Origin of the sequence: Vibrio cyclitrophicus, assembly GCA_023206055.1 — a bacterium.
GTDB classification, from domain to species: Bacteria; Pseudomonadota; Gammaproteobacteria; order Enterobacterales; family Vibrionaceae; genus Vibrio; species Vibrio cyclitrophicus_A.
Genome location: CP065367.1, coordinates 269,009 through 288,035, shown reverse-complemented (window position 1 = coordinate 288,035; position 19,027 = coordinate 269,009). Strand labels below are relative to the sequence as shown.

Genomic DNA, 19,027 nt, shown 5'->3' with positions numbered 1-19,027 from the left:
CGTCCCCTAATTATCCGATCTCAACATTATCAAGCAGTTCTTCAACCACTCTTTGATGGTCAATACCATCGGCCAATGCATCGTAAGACAACGAGAATCGGTGCCCTAACACAGTTGGAAGCATTGCACGAACATCGTCTAACGTGACGTGGTCACGCCCTTGTAGCCATGCATAAGCGCGAGCACATTTATCCAACGCGATGGACGCACGCGGGCTTGAGCCAATCTCAATCCATTTAGACAAGTTTGATTCTGGGTAACGCTCTGGCTTACGTGTCGCCATCACCAAGGCCACAATGTAGTTCTCAACTAAATCAGAAACGGCAATGTCTGGAAGTTGGCGGCGAGCCTCAAGCACCAACTCAGGTTCAATATGCTGTGGTGTGATTAATTCTGAACTCGTCTCGCTACCCAACTCTTCACTGCGGACTAATCGAATGATGTCACGTTCAGCTTCATCTTCTGGATAGTCGACCGTCACTTTCATAATGAAACGGTCCATTTGTGCTTCAGGCAGTGGATACGTACCTTCTTGCTCAACAGGGTTTTGAGTTGCTAACACCATGAATAGATCTGGCAATATATGAGTTTGACCACCTACGGTTATCGTGCCTTCTGCCATAGCTTCAAGCAGAGCCGCTTGCACCTTCGCAGGAGCACGGTTCACTTCATCCGCTAATACAATGCTGTTAAAAATAGGACCCGGTTGGAAATGCAACTGAGGCTTTCCATCAAGCTCTTGATACACTTCTGTGCCCGTTACATCTGATGGCAATAAGTCAGGCGTGAACTGAATTCGGCCAAAGCTTGTGTTCAATAAATTCGCTAGCGACTTGACCGAGCGTGTTTTCGCAGTGCCGGGAAGCCCTTCTAGAAGCACATGACCATTAGTCAATAACCCTATCACCAGAGCCCGAACGACGTGGCTCTGACCGATAACACTTTTCTCTGTTTGTTCAATCAGTTGGTTTATTGCTTGTTGCGCATGGTTCATAGGTCTTCCCTTAATTCAATCTGGCTGCGTACATCCTACTCACAAGCCCCATAACTATTAGTTATAAGCTCGATAGCCAAGCTCACCTCATCGCTTTATTTAAACCTAGCTTTCAATTGGTTAATGGCCTCCGGCGGTGCTACCTTGCTCAATGATGAAATGCATTGCTCAAACGCCCTTGGTACGCCCGGTATAGAACTGTTTCGCGCCAACACTTCACACTGGGCATACAGGTGCTGTGGGTTGCGGCTGAATTGGTAAGCCTTGTGCAGTGATTTACTTGCCGCAAGCACATCCGATTTCTCCAAAGCCAATCCGTACACATACCAATATTGTGGGTCGGTTTGTGCAGTTTCAGCGGCTTGTTTAAGGTATTCCGTTGCTTGGTCGTAATCTTTCACACGAAGCAGAGATAACCCTGTGCTGTATGGCAATACACTCGATTTTGGTTGAGCTTGAATACCTTGTTTTAGTGTCGCTAATGCTTTGGGCTCATCGCCAAGTGCGCGATACAAGTCAGCCAAGTTGGCGTAGCTGTTTTCGAAGTAAGGCTCAATCTCGATGGCGCCTAAATAGAACTCAATCGCTTTATCGAGCTGACCTAAATCTCGGTTAACATTTCCTAGATTAGTGCGTCCAAACCCTCTGTCGGCATTAAATTGCTGTATCTCAATGTACTCTTCCAGTGCAGGTTTGATTTGGTCTTTCTGCAGAGGATTCATTTCTCCCCAGTAACGTACCAATGCACCTGCGGTTTCTGAACGAATCGACAATACAGGATCTTTCAGCAGCGGTTCTAGAATCTGCCAACGGTCAGTAAATGGGAAACCAAACGAGCCTTGCACAACACCTAAGCGGATCATTTCATCATCGTGTTTCACTGCTCTTGCCAGCGAGATAAGCGTATTCTTACCCGTATTACCACCCAAACGTTCTAAGCTCGATGCTCGAATGATATTACTTAAACTTGAATCCTGAGCAGAATACGCCAATGCATCTTCTGCGCCTCTGTGCCCTATTGAATCCGCGTAAAAGGCAACGGCAAAGTGTTGCTGGTTACGATACTTAGAATCTGGGAACCACTCACCGATTTGCTTATCTGCCCACTGGTTGGTTTGATCTTCATGACAGCTCGTACATACGTTCGGCGTTTTAATGTGTTGGCTAATATCTGGGCGTGGAATATGCCAGCTGTGGTCACGCCTTGGGTCGACCTCCATGTAAGTCGTCTCTGGCATGTGACAAGTCGTGCATTGTGAAGCCTCAGTATTCGCTTCGTGGAATGTGTGCTTTTCAGGCGTGTATTCAGAAGCTATGTGACATTGGCTACACACGGCCTCTTCTGCAATTTTCAGTTCTGCAGTATGTGGATCGTGGCAGTTAGTACATGTAACGCCTTTTTCAGCCATCACTGATTGAAGGAAAGATCCGTAAACGTAATCTTCATCGTAGATTTGGCCATCGTTATGGTAAAGCTCAGGGGTAATCAAACTCAGGCGATACTTGTCAAAGAATGATCCATTAACGTGATCACCCGTTTCATTCAACTGCGTACGTCGACTGTGGCATTGAGCACAAGTTTGAACTTGGTTGGTATGAATGATGTCTTTTGGTTGCAGAGTTGAATTGCCCTCTTGGTAAATCCACTCTTTCACCGACTTCGACAAGTCACGGTCAAAACCATAATGCGTCGAGACTTGAGCATCCTTTCCATCATTAGTTTTGGTTAGCAGGGCCTGATCTACGTGCTCGCTCGCAGGGCCATGACACGCCTCACAACCGACATTAATCTCAGACCAAGTGGTGTTGTAGGTATTACTTACACTGTCGTAGTTCTTTTCCAGATTCGTTGAATGGCAATCGGCACACATGAAGTTCCAGTTTTGACCACTATTGGTCCAGTAGAATTCATCAGTGTTGGTAGTATCTGGGTAGAGTTGAAACCAGCGTTGACCGCCTTCGCTTTCAGTTCGAGAGTCCCAAGCGAAAGGAATCAACTGTACTCGGCCGTCTTCAAACTCAACCATGTATTGCTGCAGAGGCTCAAAGGCAAAGGTATAGCTGATTTTATAATCTTTGAATTGGCCGTCTGGCCCTTCGATGTTGACCCAAAACTCATCACCCTTGCGAAAAAAACGGTTGGGCTTTCCTTTATGAGTCACGGTTTGATCATCAAAGTTGCCCAACACAGATTCATCGTCGGCGTGCTTCATCGCCATATCATGATGGGAACCTTGCCATGCTTCCACTTCTGCGCTGTGGCAATCAATACAAGCTTCGGAGCCCACATACGTAGCTTGAGAACTGGCAGGCAAAGCTTCTGATCCAACGGATAAATCCTGTTCATTGGCATGTGCATTGACACTGAGTGTCGACAACATAAGTAAAGACAACATTGCGGATAATACTGCAACTCGCTGGTGTTTCAATCCGTTCACTAGCAAGCACAACCATGCAGACATAACATTCCTTGTTTTTATACATCCTTATGCTTAATAAGGTAGACGTAAAAACAACTAAATTACAATTATTTAGTGGCAGTGAGCTCGATAGTTGTGATTCACATTCACGACTGGTATTTACTCACCAATATGCGCATAAAAAAAGAGCTCCTAGGAGCTCTTTCGTGTTATCAGTTTCTATAAACCAAAGTTTACTTGTTATGGTTCTCTTGAAGTTTCTCCATAACCTGATCCAAGCTAAAACTAGCTGCTTTTTGGCGTGGTGGGTATTCAGCAAACGTTTCTAAGAATTGGCCAACATACGCTTGCGCAGGTACAAACATATAAGCATGGTCTAACAACCAGTCATAATATGTATTCGAAGTAATGTCTGCGTTTTCGTATGGGTCCATACGCAGGTTAAACAGCTTAGGAAGACGTAACGTCACGAACGGTTCTGACCAAATCTGCATGGTGCCCGTTGCACGCTGCTCCATGAACACCGCTTTCCATTGGTTGTAACGAAGCGCCGCTAAATCACCATCATCGGTAAAGTAGAAGATTTCCGAACGACGGCCTTTTTCTTCTTCACCCGTTAGGTAAGGAAGGAAGTTATAACCATCTAAGTGAACCTTAAATGTTTTATCACCCGCAGTATGACCTTTCAGTAATTTCTCTTTAATCTGGTCATCACCAGCGGCGGCAACGAAGGTTGGCATCCAGTCCATATGGTGCATGATTTCGTTGGATACGGTTCCCGGTTCAATCTTACCTGGCCAACGAACCATTGCAGGTACACGGTATGCGCCTTCCCAGTTAGTGTTTTTCTCACCACGGAACGGAGTTGTACCCGCATCAGGCCAAGAGTTCATGTGAGGGCCGTTATCCGTTGAGTAGAAAACGATGGTGTTGTCTTTGATTCCCAACTCATCCACTTGCTTCAATAGTTGTCCAACGTGTCGATCGTGCTCAACCATACCATCAGCGTAATTACCAACACCGGTCACGCCTTTACTGTCGGCTTTGACGTGTGTTCTAAAGTGCATACGTGTTGCGTTCCACCAAACGAAGAATGGTTTGTCCGCTTTGACTGCGCGATCCATGAAATCAAGTGCCGCGTCTAGTGTTTCTTCATCGACCGTTTCCATACGCTTACGCGTTAGTGGGCCAGTATCTTCAATCTTGCCATCAGCAAATGATTTGATTACACCACGCGGGCCAAACTTCTTACGAAACTCTGGGTCGGTTGGGTAATCTTCATTTTCTGGTTCTTCTTCAGCATTTAGGTGATAAAGGTTGCCAAAAAATTCGTCAAACCCGTGTGCTGTTGGAAGGAATTCATCTTTATCGCCAAGGTGGTTTTTACCAAATTGCCCTGTCATATAACCCATAGGTTTAAGCAGTTCAGCAATAGTTGCATCTTCTGCTTGAAGGCCAATATCTGCACCCGGCAAGCCTACTTTACTCAAGCCTGTTCTCAGTACGCTTTGACCTGTAATGAACGTAGAGCGACCTGCGGTACAAGATTGCTCTGCGTAGTAATCGGTAAACATCATGCCTTCTTTGGCGATGCTATCAATGTTTGGAGTTTGATACCCCATTAAGCCAAAGGTGTACGCACTGACATTAGATTGACCAATGTCGTCACCCCAAATGACGAGAATATTCGGTTTTTCTGCCGCGAATGTGGTGGTGGAAGCCGCCATCATCGCAGTACCCAAAATCGCTAATCGACGTTTGACGCCATATTTCGCTGTCATAGAAACCTCTTCGTTAGTTATTTGCATCCTGCCCTACAACGTATAGTCCATTTTTTAAACAATCGCGAGATTCGCTAAACTATTAATCTATTTGTCATTTTTCTTCACAGCAACGCGCACAAATAGGCGATGGAAATTACGTATATAAACATGATAAAGATCACACATGACGTTAGAGGGTAAATCGAACAAAACAGACCAAAACCATAAAAATCAGCAGGTTATAATAACCCCATAACAATTAGTTATAACCACTATAAAAAGACACGACCGATTTTAGAGATTAATGTTTGCCCAACGATGTGTTGCTCTAACGCATTAATCTTTAAAGTGAATCGGAGTCCTTATGGGTACTAAAATTAATAAACTAGCATTAGGTGTTGGCTTATTAGCAGCTTCTTCAGCGGCAACAGCAGCAGAAAAACCAAACATTCTTGCTATCTGGGGTGATGACATTGGTGTATTCAACATCAGTGCATACAACAACGGTATGATGGGTTACGAAACACCTAACATCGACCGTATTGCTAACGAAGGCGCACTATTTACTGACCACTACGGTCAACAATCGTGTACTGCTGGTCGTGCTGCATTCCTAACGGGTCAAGAACCTTTCCGCACAGGTCTACTGACTATCGGTATGCCGGGCTCTGATCACGGTATTCCAGATTGGGCTCCAACAATCGCTGACCTTCTTAAAGAACAGGGCTACATGACAGCTCAGTTCGGTAAGAACCACATGGGTGACCAAGATAAACACCTTCCAACGAACCACGGTTTTGACCAGTTCTTCGGTAACCTATACCACCTGAATGCAGAAGAAGAGCCAGAAACATACTACTACCCTAAAGACCCTGAGTTCCGTAAGAACTTCGGCCCTCGTGGTGTAATCAAGTCAACGGCTGACGGTAAGATTGAAGATACAGGCCCTATGACGCGTAAGCGTATGGAGCACGCGGATGAAGAGTTCCTAGAAGAATCTCTAGCCTTCATGGAAAAAGCGGTGAAAGCTGACAAGCCATTCTTCATCTGGCACAACACAACACGTATGCACGTGTGGACTCGTCTACAAGAAAAATACCAAGGCGCATCGGGTATCAGTATTTATGCTGACGGTATGTTAGAGCACGATGACCAAGTAGGTATCCTTCTAGACAAACTTGATGAGCTAAAGATCGCAGACAACACAATCGTAATCTACTCTACCGATAACGGCGCAGAGACAGTATCTTGGCCTGACGGTGGTGCAACTTACTTCCACGGTGAGAAAGGTACTACTTACGAAGGCGGTATGCGTGTTCCTCAGCTAGTTCGCTGGCCTGGTACTATCAAACCGGGAACTAAGATCAACGACATCATGGGTCACCAAGACTGGATCCCTACTCTACTAGCAGCAGCTGGTGATGACAAAGTGGTTGAGAAACTGGCGTCTGACAAAGGTGCTACATACAACGGTAAAAACTGGCGTGTTCACTTAGATGGTTACAACTTCCTGCCTTACTTCCAAGGTAAAGAAGAGAAAGGCCCGCGTGATAGCATGCTTTACTTCTCTGCAAACGCTGAGCTAAACGCAGTGCGTTGGAATGACTTCAAGATTTCATTCGCAGTAATGGAAGGTAACATCGTTGACGCGGTTCGTTTCCAACCAAACTGGCCTCAAGTTGTTCACCTACGTGCCGACCCATTCGAAAAAGCACCACACGAATCTGGCATGTACCTACGCTGGATGGCAGACAACATGTGGCTATTCGTACCAGTAGGCGGCAAAGTACAAGAGTTCATGAACACGCTACCTGACTACCCAATGCAGCAAAGCCAAGTGTTGAACCCTGGTAACTTCAACCAAAATGCTTACATGCTTCAAGGTAAACTTAAGCAACTAGAAGCGGCGGCAGCGCAAGCTAAATAAGCCTACCTAGACTATACAAGCTGTTTAGATTGTGTATTGAACTAAGATTTATAGTAAATCCATAATCTAATACGAAAGCCGTGGTAACTCACTTGAGTGACCACGGTTTTTTTCGTTTAACGCTATTCGGCTTGATTTTATTTGAAAGAGCGTCTGTCAATGCAAGATCTGCTCATCACTCCCCGCTAGACAATCACCCAAGCGATTTAATTTCCTTTCACTTGTCTTGCAACATCAACTATGTGCAACTAGATTTATATTTATGCGCCTAGCATTTACAAGGTGAATAAGGGCAAGAACAGACGGATTCTGACTTGGCAAACTATCTAAACTAGATGGAACTGATGCTATGAAAACGCCATATTTAGCAGGAATAAGCATAACTGTCATTGTCGTTTCAGTCGCTATGCTAGTTTATGACGCAGCCTCTTCAAAAATGCACACCTCGTTCGAACACCAAGAAAATCACGCCCATGAAAGCGGTCATGATGACTCTCACTCTTCAGCACACTCTTCTCATTCACAACACGCACAGAAAACCATGGCTTCAAGCCAACCCATATCTCCGATTCCAAACTCTCCCGAGATAAATCATGACCTTGCTAAAATTGGTTGGGTGCTATTTAAAGACCCTAATCTTTCTTCTAATCGCAGTGTTAGTTGTGAAAGTTGTCATAGCCTTCAAAGCAACGGCGCTGAAGCTATTCCTGTTTCGATTGGCGTAAACGGCGCGGGGATGAGAAATTCACTCACCGTTTTCAACGCAGTTTTTAACTATCGTTTCTTCTGGGATGGTCGTGTGAATAACCTTGGTGATCAAATTGATGGCCCAGTGCACAACGTCGATGAAATGGATTCAAACTGGCAACACATTACGGGGTATGTGTCTCAGTCGGATACTTACATCAACTTATTCCAAGAACAATCTACACCCATTGACGAAGCTTCAATTAAGGCTGCGCTTATTGAATTTATGCAAGGTTTGACCACACCAAATGCCCCTTTCGACCTGTATTTACAAGGTGACAACGCAGCACTTTCTGAAACCGCCAAACGAGGTTGGGAAACCTTTCAAGAAGAAGGCTGTATTCGTTGCCACCAAGGTACCAATATTGGTGGAGGCATGGTGATGCGGTTTGGTTACTTTGGGTTATCGAAAACAGGATCCGAGCGAAGTGAAGACCAAGGTCGCTTTATGTTTACCGCTCAACCACAAGATAAGCATCTATTTCGTGTTGCTAGCTTAAGAAACGTGGCAATCACTGCACCCTATTTTCATGATGGTCAAACAGCAACACTCGAAGAGGCGATCAAAATCATGGGTGAAAGCCAACTCGGTAAAACGTTTGAAAAACAGACTATTAACGATATTAAAGTCTTCCTCGAATCCCTCACCGGTAACCGCCCTCAAATGTTAATGGAGTTTGAAAATGAATAAGATCAGACTCATATTTTTACTGTTTATATCGCTTTTCATCGGCTTAATTAGCTTTATTATGCTGACCAACTCCGAGCATGAAAAGGTCACCGAATATGGAGAGCCTATTCGTGAGTTAGGCCATGAAGTGTTAGAAATGCGTGATCACATCACTAATGCAGCGCTTGCGGGTGTTTCTAATCCTTATCAAATGTCTGCTGATTTGGTTGCTTTAGAAAGAGAATTACAAAAACTCAGAGAAAGTTATCAAAGCGAAAACATCCACTCTACGTTCTTTAAACACTTACCAACAGCTCAATTATTGGAGCGCTTTTACGATGCTTCAATGGCGAATATAGATACGCTAGACAACCTAATAGGGTTAAGTGTGGCTCGTCAGTTTATTTTGCAATCTTTAACTCTACAACTTACCGGGGCTAGCCCTACTAATGCTGAGGCAAACAACGCAAATATCGATATTCAAAGCGAGCTGCTTGCGAGCGTGTTGATTGGGGGAACTGAAATTCAACATTCTGGTGTCAACTCCGAGCTCGCGAATCTTTATAAGACGTTTACCGAGCTCAACCAGCAGCAAAGCCAACTGCTATCTCAAGTACTTTCAGCACACAGCATGGAGTACATTGAACATATTGAGCATCAGTTTACTGATCTTCAAGACCAGCTTAAAAGCTTAATCGTTAAGCTTATTATTGTTCTGGCGTTACTGACTTTAGCATTCTCATTCACCATGTTTATCTTCAGAGTCTTCGAACTCAAGAGAAACAATCTCTCCTATCAAGAGGCTGCTGACAAAGCGGAAAAAGCCAGTGAAGCTAAGTCTCTATTCCTCGCAACCATGAGCCACGAATTACGAACCCCGATGAATGGCGTGTTAGGTATCGCACAAATCATTAAGGAAGATTCTCAAAGCGCCGACACTCGTAAACAAGCACAGATCATCATCGACTCAGGTCAACACCTCGTCACCATATTGAATGACATCCTTGATTTCTCTAAGGTTGAACAAGGAAAAATGGAACTCGAATACAGTCCGTTCTCGGTCACCGACGTCGTGACGCACCTCGACAAAACATTAACACCACTCGCGACTGATAAAGGCCTCGCTTTTACCATTAAAGATAAGATCCCTACCAATATTCAGTTGATTGGTGATCCTGCTCGTACACGTCAGATTTTATTTAATTTGGCAGGCAATGCCGTCAAGTTTACTGAGTCAGGAAAGGTTGAAGTGGAATTTTTAATTGCACCCACAACCCCACCAAGTGTGAACATCTTAGTGACTGACACCGGTATTGGCATTGCAGAAGACAAAATCGACCATATATTTACGGCCTTTGAACAAGCCGAGCTCTCAACAACCCGTAAGTTTGGCGGCACAGGATTAGGGCTTTCCATTGTTCAGCAGTTAGTCGAACTGATGGGCGGAACAATTAAGGTTTCCAGCCAACTTGGTTTGGGCACTCAATTTAGGATCTCTTTGCCGTTGGAAATGCATGAGCTTCAAGAACAAGTCGTCGAGCAAGCGCCAACCAAAACCAATGACACTTTCGATGATTTCTCAGTATTGTTAGTTGAAGACAACAAGATCAACGCGATGGTGATTAGGAAATTCTGTGAGTCTCTAAACTTTACGGTTGAAAATGCCTACGACGGTTTGCAGGCCTTAGATAAGTTGGCCTCAAACCAATATGACCTGATCATAATGGACAATCACATGCCCAACATGAGCGGTATAGAAGCGATTCAAAAGATCCGTGACGAACTCAAGCTGACTACGGTTATTTTTGCGTGTACCGCCGATGTATTCAAAGAGGCTCACGATGAATTCATCGTGTCAGGGGCAGACTTTGTACTCACCAAGCCGTTACAGAAAAACAGCTTACAAAACGCCATCAATGAGTTTCATCAGCAGTTTGAAGTCAACCGTTATCACTCGGCTAACGCACACAATCTTCCTGAAAAAACAAAAAGTAACATCACCATATTAACCCGACATCCCAAGAACAAACTACCACTCACAGAGGAAGAACTCTCCCGTAGCCAAGTGTTAGCAAACGATGAGCTCAAAACCGACGAGAAACTCAAATGCCTAATATCTCTCGTTACTGAACTAGAAAACGAAATCGATGAGTTGATAGAGCTATTCTCAGATGACCAGCCTAATGCTTTGTCCAGAACGCTGAAGGCCGTTAAAGCAATTGCAGCAAGATATGAAATGGGCGAAGTGCTTGAACTCGCAAGTTCAGCCGAACAGATAACCGATCAACACATCATGCCCGAGGCAGAATTGCTTCAACAACTGATCAATCGATTGATGGTTAATAGTCACCAAGCCACTCGGTTGATACACAAACTCCACCAGCAACGAAAAATGGGGTAAAGGAAGGTGTTACATGATTTGGAATTTAAGCTTACCTAGCACTGGCCCACACTTGTTCTTGGCACTTGGTGCAACCATCATTTTTGTGGTCGACTATCATGTACCTTTGGGCATAGCGATGGCCGTTCCTTACGTTACGATAGTACTGCTGGCAGCAACAACGAAAGATCCAACTTCCACTGTCATGTGGGCGGTCGCCTGCACATTGCTTACCCTCATTGGCTACTACCTGTCTAGTACGGGCAGTGAAACCTGGTTCGTCGCCTTCAATCGCGTAATTACCATCTATGCTATTTGGATTTCGGCAATCGTTCCTATTTATGTCTCTTTAAAGCCGCCTCAAGCGTCAACGGACGTCGATGAAGATGCTTTAACAGAAGATAAGCCATGTCCACGCTCTCACCTGACTAGAAACCGCACAATAAACACGTTCAAAAACTAGGCTTAGGTTAAGTTTCGGTGAATTTTACCAAATCGAGACAAGGCAACTTGAAATACTTCTTTATGCATGCGAGTGTAGAACTACTCACCTAAATAACTGTATGACTATGAAAACATTACAATCCATTGCGCTGCTTTCGACAATTATCGCAGCACCACAAGTGTTAGCTGACGTAACAATTGAAGTTCCTTCTAGCGCTGATGCTCTCGTCGAAGTCTTAGCTGTAAATGAAGCTAAACCTGATCTTGAGGGTGGTTTTTTCTCTTCAAGCAAAACGATCACCGTTCCAGATGGCGTGAACCAAATCGTTTTCCAATATCAGCTTGCATTTAGCCAAGGCAACGACCGTGAGTTCGTCGATAGTGACGCAATTATCGCTACTTTTGACGCAACAGACACAACATTAACGTTCGATATGCCTAAGTTCCGTAACGCCAACGAAGCAAAAAAAGGCTTCCAAAACCTAGATTGGAAACTGGTTGATGAAAACCAAAATGCAATCAGTGTTAAGCAAGATAAGCTAATCAAAGATGGCATGCAGATCGGTCGTAAGTACCCGCAAGAAGCGAAAGAATACAACCAAAAAGGCGGTATCGCAGCACTTACAGTAGGTGCTAGCGCGGGCGCAGCGGCTGCTGTAGCGCAGCCAGTAACACTTCCAGCAAAGATTGACGCAAATGCGGCGAATACAGCTGAAGAAATGTTGTATTTCTGGTACGAAAAAGCGGATGCCGAAACAAAACAGAAATTTAAAGATTACGTGAACAAGTAACTCAATTTCTTAATTTTAAACGAAAGAAGCTGGCACACTGCCAGCTTCTTTTTTGTCTTTATCTAGATAATTTAGGGTCGTATAGTCTAAGCAGACTCAGCATATAGCACTTTGCCATCTACTCTAGTTGGCCATCCCAACGCTTTATACTCTTCAGCCAGTAAGTATGCACAGCGGCTAGAAATTCTTGTTTTAATCCAGTCACCAAGCCCCAATACTTTATATTCCAATACAGCCATTTTCATAACAATTTAATTCCGCTCTAATTTAATTTATAAATCTAGAGTGAACATTATAGGTCTTCTATTGTAATGTATGTTCCTAAAAGAACACTGTGCATAATTTTTTGTGAGATATTTATTAATCACTGCAAACTTAATAATCATAAGGCAAGATAATACTGTGAGGGGTTCACACCTTAATCCCAGCAACTGGATCACGCATCATCAAATTCATTGGTGAAATACGCTCATACAAACCCTCAATATCGGTGATAAACACCTTCCCCCTTTGGATCTTCACTAAGCCCTGTTGCTCTATACCTTTGAGCACCTCATTCAATCTGGGTCTCGAGATTCCTGTAATGGTACTCAATTGAGTTTGTGAGATATTAATACTCACGGTCTCACCTGCAATATTGTTCTGGCGCGCAGCAAGTTCCAACAAGACGTAAATGGTTTTCTGCTCTTTTTCATGAATCGAGAATAAGTAAGCTTGCATCCAAATGGATTGTGCTCTGGTCCCACTATGCAGCAGCCATTTGAATACCATGCACTGCTCTTCTGCCAGTTCTAACACCTTCTCGGCAGGGAAAAGTACCATGGTAATAGGCTCTACCTCCTCTGCGACGGCAAATAAGTTGTATTCGGCATGAATTGTCAAAGCGCCCATCCAATCACCCTTACCTATCACGCCTCCAGAAAGGCTCTTCATGTTCTCAGTAGAAAAGCAGACCCCTGCAGAGCCGCTGAGAATATAAAAAACACCTGGCAGGTTTTGAAATTTTTTTGTGATCTCTAGGCTATGAATTCCTGTCTTGTAAACAGCAATCTCAACCAGTCTATCGATCAAGTCTTGTGGTAAATCACAAGGCCACTCAATTTGTTCACTGATTGTTGGGTCTAACAACGGTGCATTCCTCCTACGACAATCGCTATGTTTACGTCATACAGCCTTAGTGCTGCATTTTACACTCCTTATAAAGATAGTTCATTACAGATAGAACGAGTGTTTTTAGCAAAATAAAATCATATCTCTTAGTAAGTTAGGTTATTTCTTAGACTAAGAATTGCGTAAACCCAATATAAAAAGACGACCAACATATGTCAGTCGTTATAAGGCACTATGCTTCAGAGTTTGGGCCGCCGAAATCTAAACGACAGGCGACTCAAAATCAGCTTTAGAAAGGTAGTCTTGAACGAGCTCACGATATTGCTGCTTTAATGGCGCTTCAATAAAGCTCGCATCTATCGCATTCAAACTAAACTGCGCCAACTCTTGGTGCGTCATCTCATGAGCTTGGCTAACAGCATTAAAGTTATCTGACATGTAACCACCGAAATAAGCAGGGTCGTCTGAATTGATCGTTACAGCCACGCCCTTTCTCAACAATTCGACAATGTTGTGGTCTTCCATCACATCGAATACACGCAATTTAATGTTAGACAATGGACACACGGTCAGCGGCATTTTCGTCTCAATCAATTCGGCAATCAAAGTGTCATCTGCCATGCACTGCACACCATGATCGACACGACTCACATTGAGCATCTCAATCGCATCGACGATGTTTTGAGCTGGTCCTTCTTCCCCTGCATGAGCCACAGTCAAAAAGCCCGCCTGTTTGGCTTGTTGGAATACGCGTTTAAACTTCTCTGGTGGGTGTCCTAGCTCTGAAGAATCGAGTCCAACACCAATGATTTTATTTTGATGCTCGAGCACATCGGCAAACGTTTGAATCGCGCTCTCTTCAGGCAGGTGGCGCAAGAAACAAGCGATAACTTGAGAGGTAATACCCAGCTCTTTTTGCCCCTGTTCAAGCGCACGATGAATGCCGTTAATGACTGTGTCGAAGGAAATACCCCGATCAGTATGCGTTTGAGGATCAAAGAAGATTTCGGTGTGAATGACATTATCGGCTTTACAGCGATCTAAGTACGCCCAAGTTAAATCATAGAAATCTTGTTCAGTGCGCAGTGCATCCGCACCTTGATAATAGATATCCAGAAATGATTGCAAATCATCAAATTCATATGCGCGTCTTAGCTGTTCTGGGGATGAATAAGGCAGATCAATGCCATTGCGTTGAGCAAGTTGGAAAAGTAACTCAGGTTCGAGCGAACCTTCAATGTGTAAATGCAACTCTACTTTTGGAAGCCCTTGAATAAATGCGTTCATATTTCACCTACTATGGATTTTAGGTGTGCACTTACTCTGGATAATAGACAGGGATTTTATTGAACGCCATTACAAAGAGTAAGAACACAATTGTGATCTAAACCCTTCGTAATCAGCACTTTGCGGGAGCTGGTAGAGACCCCCAAACCATATCATTGGGGTTATACGAAGCAAACGGTTGCTACTATACACAGTTCAGTGTTAATTTCACTAATCAATTACTCATTAACCGATTTCTAAAGCAGGCATCTGTTTAGCTCGATATCAATCGATAATCCGGTCGTATTCTCGACATAAGCAACATATCGATGTATTTCCCGTTTTTGAACGTGCTCAGCCTTTTGGTGCCTTCTAGTTCAAAACCTACGCTTTTATACAATGCAATCGCACCGTGATTATCGGCATGAACCTCTAGCTCAAGGCGTACAAGGTTTAGCCAGTTATCTGCTTGATTGATCGCTTCTTGCATTAATGCCTTACCGACCCCTTTACCATGCATATCCGGATTAATCGCTATCGCAAGTCCAGCGCAATGTCTATCTCTCACCTTCGTGGTCATGAATAAAGTAATGTGCCCGACGACCTTGCCAGAAACCTCCGCAACTAAAGTGAAATGGTCTGAGTGACCAAACAGTCGGTCCACTTGATCAGAGCTAAGAAAAGGCTTTTGTGAAGTATTCTCTAATACTGACGAGTGTCGATAAATATCAAAAATATCTTGGTTGTCTGTGAGTTCAAGATGTCTAATTTGTATTTCCAAAGCGCTTCCTTATTATCTGATCCTAGATGTAAACTATTTTTCATATTACGGATAGCAACGAGCACCTACAACCTTTGAAGGTGTAAGTGCCCGAAATAATTACAGAAATAGAAAGGCTAAGCTTAAACTTGTACTTTGATGGGTATTTTTACATAGTGTGAATATCAGAATTTATAATCCACACCCACACTCGCTAATACTTGCTCAGAGTTATAGAAATCGATATTGGAGTCAATGCTTCTTAAACCCAGTAAAGATATAAACGACCAATCTTTATAGCCCATCAAACCACTAAACTCGTAAGCTAGAAAGGCGCCGTATTCGTTCTCTTCACGCGTTTTCCCATAAATTGGGTGAGCTTGGTCGTACTGACGATCATTCGCATCTAGCGTGGCAACAAAACCGTGTCGGCCAATTCTCTTGGCGTAATTCAATTCAACCCCATAGCTATTAAAGCTGAGCGCTCCACCTTTCGAATCTGAATGGAAATACACCATAGACGGAACGAACACGCCAGCTTTGTTAGGTAAGATGAAAGGGTACCCTGCTTTGGCATAAATGTAGGTTCTCTCCCTATCAAGTAGTGCTATTTCTTCAGCAGTTAACCCCAACGAACTTTGTGTCCCTGACAGCTCATCATCAACGTCAGATTCACCAATTGCGAAATCCGTTCGAAAGCCAGTGCCTCCTATGTTAGTCATTTGCAATCGCCCAACATTACCTTTTACATCGGTTTCGTTTCTATTAACACCGACCGCATAGGGATCAGACCAAGCCTTTCCAGAGATGAACGTAGGAAGAACAGAAAAATCCAATATGGTGCCACCAAAAAGTTGATGTCGGTAACCAATCTCAAACGCAATAGTACCTGTCGCGATATCCTCTCGGGTAGTACCGGCATAAACTTGGTGAGTCAAAGATTCACCAAAAGTGTATTGAACGGTTCCGAGAAAGCCAAGTAAGCCTTGGTTTTCGCTGTCTCCTTCCATGGTATTGGTTGCTTGATTCGAATCTTGCTCGGTACTCAGGTTACTGCTGTCTGAATAGAAACCGGCCAAAACACTGAAGTTACCGCTGAAACCTTCACTTGGAGCAAGGCCACTATAAGCAGGCATTGAAGCAAATGCCGAAAACACAACTGGTAAAACAAACCTCATATTCACATCCGTTATTTGAATAATCACCCACTAACTATAAGTATTAAAATGGAATTATAACAAGTATTTAACTATGCGAGTTTATTCTTTCGATAACTTTGGTTGTCGAAGTAAGCGACTTAAGACTGCAATAAGTTGATCTATCGCTTTTGAGCTTTCGTAATACATCTCGGAAATCACAGACAAACTCAAAGGACTACAATATGTTTAATCATTTAAGCAAAACTCTGTCAGTACTGGTTGCAACCCTTCTTTTCACGGCTTTTGCTAACGCTAACCATCACGGTATGAAGAAAGACATCGTTGATGTGGCCACTGAAAACGGCTCGTTCACCACCCTAGTTGCGGCGGTAAAAGCAGCAGGCTTAGTAGATACATTGAAAGGTGATGGCCCGTTCACTGTGTTTGCGCCAACAGATGAAGCGTTCGCTGCACTACCCGAAGGAACGGTCGATATGCTGTTGAAACCAGAGAATAAAGACAAGTTAGTCGCAGTACTGACTTATCATGTTGTCCCCGGGAAAATTATGGCGGCTGAAGTAATGAAACTGAACAGTGCAGTCACAGTCCAAGGTGAAGCTGTAATGGTAGGGATTGATCATGACAGTGTGATGATCAACAAAGCCAAAGTCGTGATGCCAGACGTTGAAGCAAGCAATGGTGTCATCCACGTGATTGATGCGGTACTGCTAACAAAATAACCAATAGCTAAAGTTAGTTATAAGCCTTCAAAAATTCTTTAAAGGGTGTGAATATTTCACACCCTTTTCGTTTATTAGAGCCAACTGAGTTTCGTCATCAAAGAAGGCGGACTTTCTTTTACGTGCACAACTAGACAAACAAGCGTCCAAATATCAGAAATGCCGCCATCGACACGACCTTGGTAAACACCACCACCCAAATACAGTCACCAATACTTGAATGCGTTGCCTTCCCGAGTAGAAATACAAACAGTATCAGCCCTAACACCCACCCCACTGTTGGAATCAATGACACTAAAGCTACGATAACGGCAATAGTAAGAAGAGATTTAAAATCTGCCACGACGAACGACATTTTCGAGGCAATATACATACAACATGCCGTGATTAAAGCGTCCATTACAAACGCCAAAGCTTCTATTCCCACTTGGATTCCTTAATTAAACTAAGTCAGCCTGCATACTATATGCAACCTGGAAAAAGTTCTTAAGAACATGGTAAAAAAGCCACCAACAAATGTCGCAAATTTGAGAATTATGAAAAATAAAACGCGGTCATTCATGTCGGTTATTTCTTAGGTTTTTCAAAATCTTTGATTAATGCTTCGGTATGAGCTGTATTCGTTTATTGGTAGGAATCGGAGACATCTTTGTCTTCTCGACTGATACACAGTAAATACAGATTGATAACGACAGAAAATAAAGAAATAACGACGACAAAGATCGGGAATAACCCTTCGAAGCCAAACTTCAAGGCCAATACCCCTGCTGCCAATGAGAGACAGGAAATTAAGACGAGGATCTTATTACTAAGTACAATATTCATGAGCCACACTCCATGTAGTCTTACTAGTTTAGATTAGACCAATAAAGATGCACATAACTCGAAGCCGCCGACACTATTGATGGTTAACTCAGGCTATTGGATCACCTTCTCCATCACATAGTTCGTCAATTTTACGCCTCGCATCTCGACTTCTTGCTCGTTCACAACCTTGAAGCCAAGATGTTCATAGAAAGGTCTGGCGGTAATACTCACTTCTGAGAAGTATCGAGAAACACCGCGAACTCTGCCGACTGAAAATACATGCTCCATCAAAGCTCTTCCTACGCCTTTACCTTGATATTCGTGATGACAGAAAAAGTGATCAATCAAGCCATTGGGTTGCAGGTCAGTATAGCCAACAACGCGACCATCGAGTTCAGCAACAAAGGGTTGCAACCCATTCATACGCTTTTGCCATAACGCAAATTCAAAGCTACTGGGTGCCCAAGCTTCTACTTGCTGTTGAGAATAATCTCGAACATTAACATTACGTACGGTATAAAAGAAGATCTCCCATAGTGCTTTGTCATCACTCGCTTGATAGTTTCGAATTCTAACCACGACATACTCCTTTTTGTCTTAAGTCCTCTCAGAGGTGCAAATTAATCGCTGAATCAGCAGGCTCTTTAACCCAAAGAGCCTCTATAATCCAAACTCAATAGCCTCAGCTCTAGAGCAAGATATCAACGATAAAACACAGCGAGCCAGATCGTCACCATGTCTTTGTCTGTGCCAATCACCTTGTGCTTCTCACGCGCAGCAATGTTGATGTAATCCCCTTTAGACAAGGTAACAACACGTCCATCTTCAAACTCGATGACACCTTGACCTTCAATCACCATTATCCATTCATTCTCATCTTGGTCATACCAACCCTCTTCTGGTGAATTGTGCCCATGCGATAGTATTCTTTCGATTCGAACACTGTCGTTGGCAATCAGGTCATTGAATATCTCATTGGGTAGTGACGAAGGAATATCATCGTAAATGTTTGGCATCAAGCTCTCCTAATTCTTGAATCATTGTCATACGGTGGGTTTATTGCGTTACA

The 19,027-nt window shown here is 43.5% G+C and carries 17 protein-coding genes and 1 riboswitch; of the genes, 6 read left to right on the top strand and 11 right to left on the bottom strand.

The features are described from left to right. Positions 1–10 precede the first annotated feature (10 nt). The 3 genes from ITG09_17165 to ITG09_17155 all read right to left on the bottom strand — a co-directional run bounded on the left by ITG09_17165 (position 11) and on the right by ITG09_17155 (position 5,195). Entirely contained in the window at positions 11–994 is a 984-nt protein-coding gene (locus tag ITG09_17165) for a MoxR family ATPase (protein ID UPR54684.1), read from the bottom strand. Positions 995–1,089: 95 nt separating this feature from the next. Beyond that, positions 1,090–3,456, bottom strand: coding sequence for a tetratricopeptide repeat protein (locus ITG09_17160; protein ID UPR54683.1), 2,367 nt, complete (start codon positions 3,454–3,456; stop codon positions 1,090–1,092). Between the two features lie 191 nt (positions 3,457–3,647). Further along, complete coding sequence (locus ITG09_17155; GenBank protein ID UPR54682.1) at positions 3,648–5,195, bottom strand: arylsulfatase; 1,548 nt, start codon at positions 5,193–5,195, stop codon at positions 3,648–3,650. A 346-nt stretch (positions 5,196–5,541) separates the two neighbouring features. Here ITG09_17155 and ITG09_17150 point away from each other — a divergent pair, with 346 nt between their 5' ends. The 5 genes from ITG09_17150 to ITG09_17130 all read left to right on the top strand — a co-directional run bounded on the left by ITG09_17150 (position 5,542) and on the right by ITG09_17130 (position 12,136). Further along, entirely contained in the window at positions 5,542–7,104 is a 1,563-nt protein-coding gene (locus ITG09_17150) for an arylsulfatase (GenBank protein UPR54681.1), read from the top strand. A gap of 349 nt (positions 7,105–7,453) precedes the next feature. Continuing rightward, a complete protein-coding gene (locus ITG09_17145) occupies positions 7,454–8,542 on the top strand; it encodes a cytochrome B6 (GenBank protein ID UPR54680.1) in 1,089 nt (362 codons plus the stop codon). After that, positions 8,535–10,922, top strand: coding sequence for a response regulator (locus tag ITG09_17140; protein ID UPR54679.1), 2,388 nt, complete (start codon positions 8,535–8,537; stop codon positions 10,920–10,922). The genes ITG09_17145 and ITG09_17140 overlap by 8 nt, the downstream gene beginning before the upstream one ends. A gap of 13 nt (positions 10,923–10,935) precedes the next feature. Beyond that, complete coding sequence (locus tag ITG09_17135) at positions 10,936–11,364, top strand: hypothetical protein (GenBank protein UPR54678.1); 429 nt, start codon at positions 10,936–10,938, stop codon at positions 11,362–11,364. Between the two features lie 106 nt (positions 11,365–11,470). Further along, positions 11,471–12,136, top strand: a complete 666-nt coding sequence (locus ITG09_17130) for a DUF2057 family protein (GenBank protein UPR54677.1) — start codon at positions 11,471–11,473, stop codon at positions 12,134–12,136. A gap of 86 nt (positions 12,137–12,222) precedes the next feature. Here ITG09_17130 and ITG09_17125 read toward each other — a convergent pair whose 3' ends face one another. The 5 genes from ITG09_17125 to ITG09_17105 form a co-directional block, all read right to left on the bottom strand. After that, a complete protein-coding gene (locus ITG09_17125) occupies positions 12,223–12,381 on the bottom strand; it encodes a hypothetical protein (GenBank protein ID UPR54676.1) in 159 nt (52 codons plus the stop codon). A 166-nt stretch (positions 12,382–12,547) separates the two neighbouring features. Next, positions 12,548–13,264 carry a Crp/Fnr family transcriptional regulator gene (locus ITG09_17120; GenBank protein UPR54675.1) on the bottom strand — a complete coding sequence of 239 codons (717 nt, stop codon included), beginning with the start codon at positions 13,262–13,264 and terminating at the stop codon, positions 12,548–12,550. Between the two features lie 243 nt (positions 13,265–13,507). Then, a complete protein-coding gene (locus ITG09_17115; GenBank protein ID UPR54674.1) occupies positions 13,508–14,533 on the bottom strand; it encodes an adenosine deaminase in 1,026 nt (341 codons plus the stop codon). An 89-nt stretch (positions 14,534–14,622) separates the two neighbouring features. Then, positions 14,623–14,722: riboswitch (purine riboswitch) on the bottom strand. Between the two features lie 64 nt (positions 14,723–14,786). Beyond that, positions 14,787–15,293, bottom strand: a complete 507-nt coding sequence (locus ITG09_17110) for a GNAT family N-acetyltransferase (GenBank protein ID UPR54673.1) — start codon at positions 15,291–15,293, stop codon at positions 14,787–14,789. 164 nt (positions 15,294–15,457) lie between these two features. Then, on the bottom strand, positions 15,458–16,450 hold the full coding sequence (locus ITG09_17105) for a DUF2860 domain-containing protein (GenBank protein UPR54672.1): 993 nt from the start codon (positions 16,448–16,450) through the stop codon (positions 15,458–15,460). A 203-nt stretch (positions 16,451–16,653) separates the two neighbouring features. Here ITG09_17105 and ITG09_17100 point away from each other — a divergent pair, with 203 nt between their 5' ends. Next, positions 16,654–17,151, top strand: a complete 498-nt coding sequence (locus ITG09_17100) for a fasciclin domain-containing protein (GenBank protein UPR54671.1) — start codon at positions 16,654–16,656, stop codon at positions 17,149–17,151. Positions 17,152–17,281: 130 nt separating this feature from the next. Here ITG09_17100 and ITG09_17095 read toward each other — a convergent pair whose 3' ends face one another. The 3 genes from ITG09_17095 to ITG09_17085 all read right to left on the bottom strand — a co-directional run bounded on the left by ITG09_17095 (position 17,282) and on the right by ITG09_17085 (position 18,974). Then, positions 17,282–17,578, bottom strand: coding sequence for a hypothetical protein (locus ITG09_17095; protein ID UPR54670.1), 297 nt, complete (start codon positions 17,576–17,578; stop codon positions 17,282–17,284). Between the two features lie 491 nt (positions 17,579–18,069). Beyond that, entirely contained in the window at positions 18,070–18,537 is a 468-nt protein-coding gene (locus tag ITG09_17090) for a GNAT family N-acetyltransferase (GenBank protein UPR54669.1), read from the bottom strand. Between the two features lie 122 nt (positions 18,538–18,659). Then, complete coding sequence (locus tag ITG09_17085; GenBank protein ID UPR54668.1) at positions 18,660–18,974, bottom strand: cupin domain-containing protein; 315 nt, start codon at positions 18,972–18,974, stop codon at positions 18,660–18,662. Positions 18,975–19,027 lie beyond the last annotated feature (53 nt).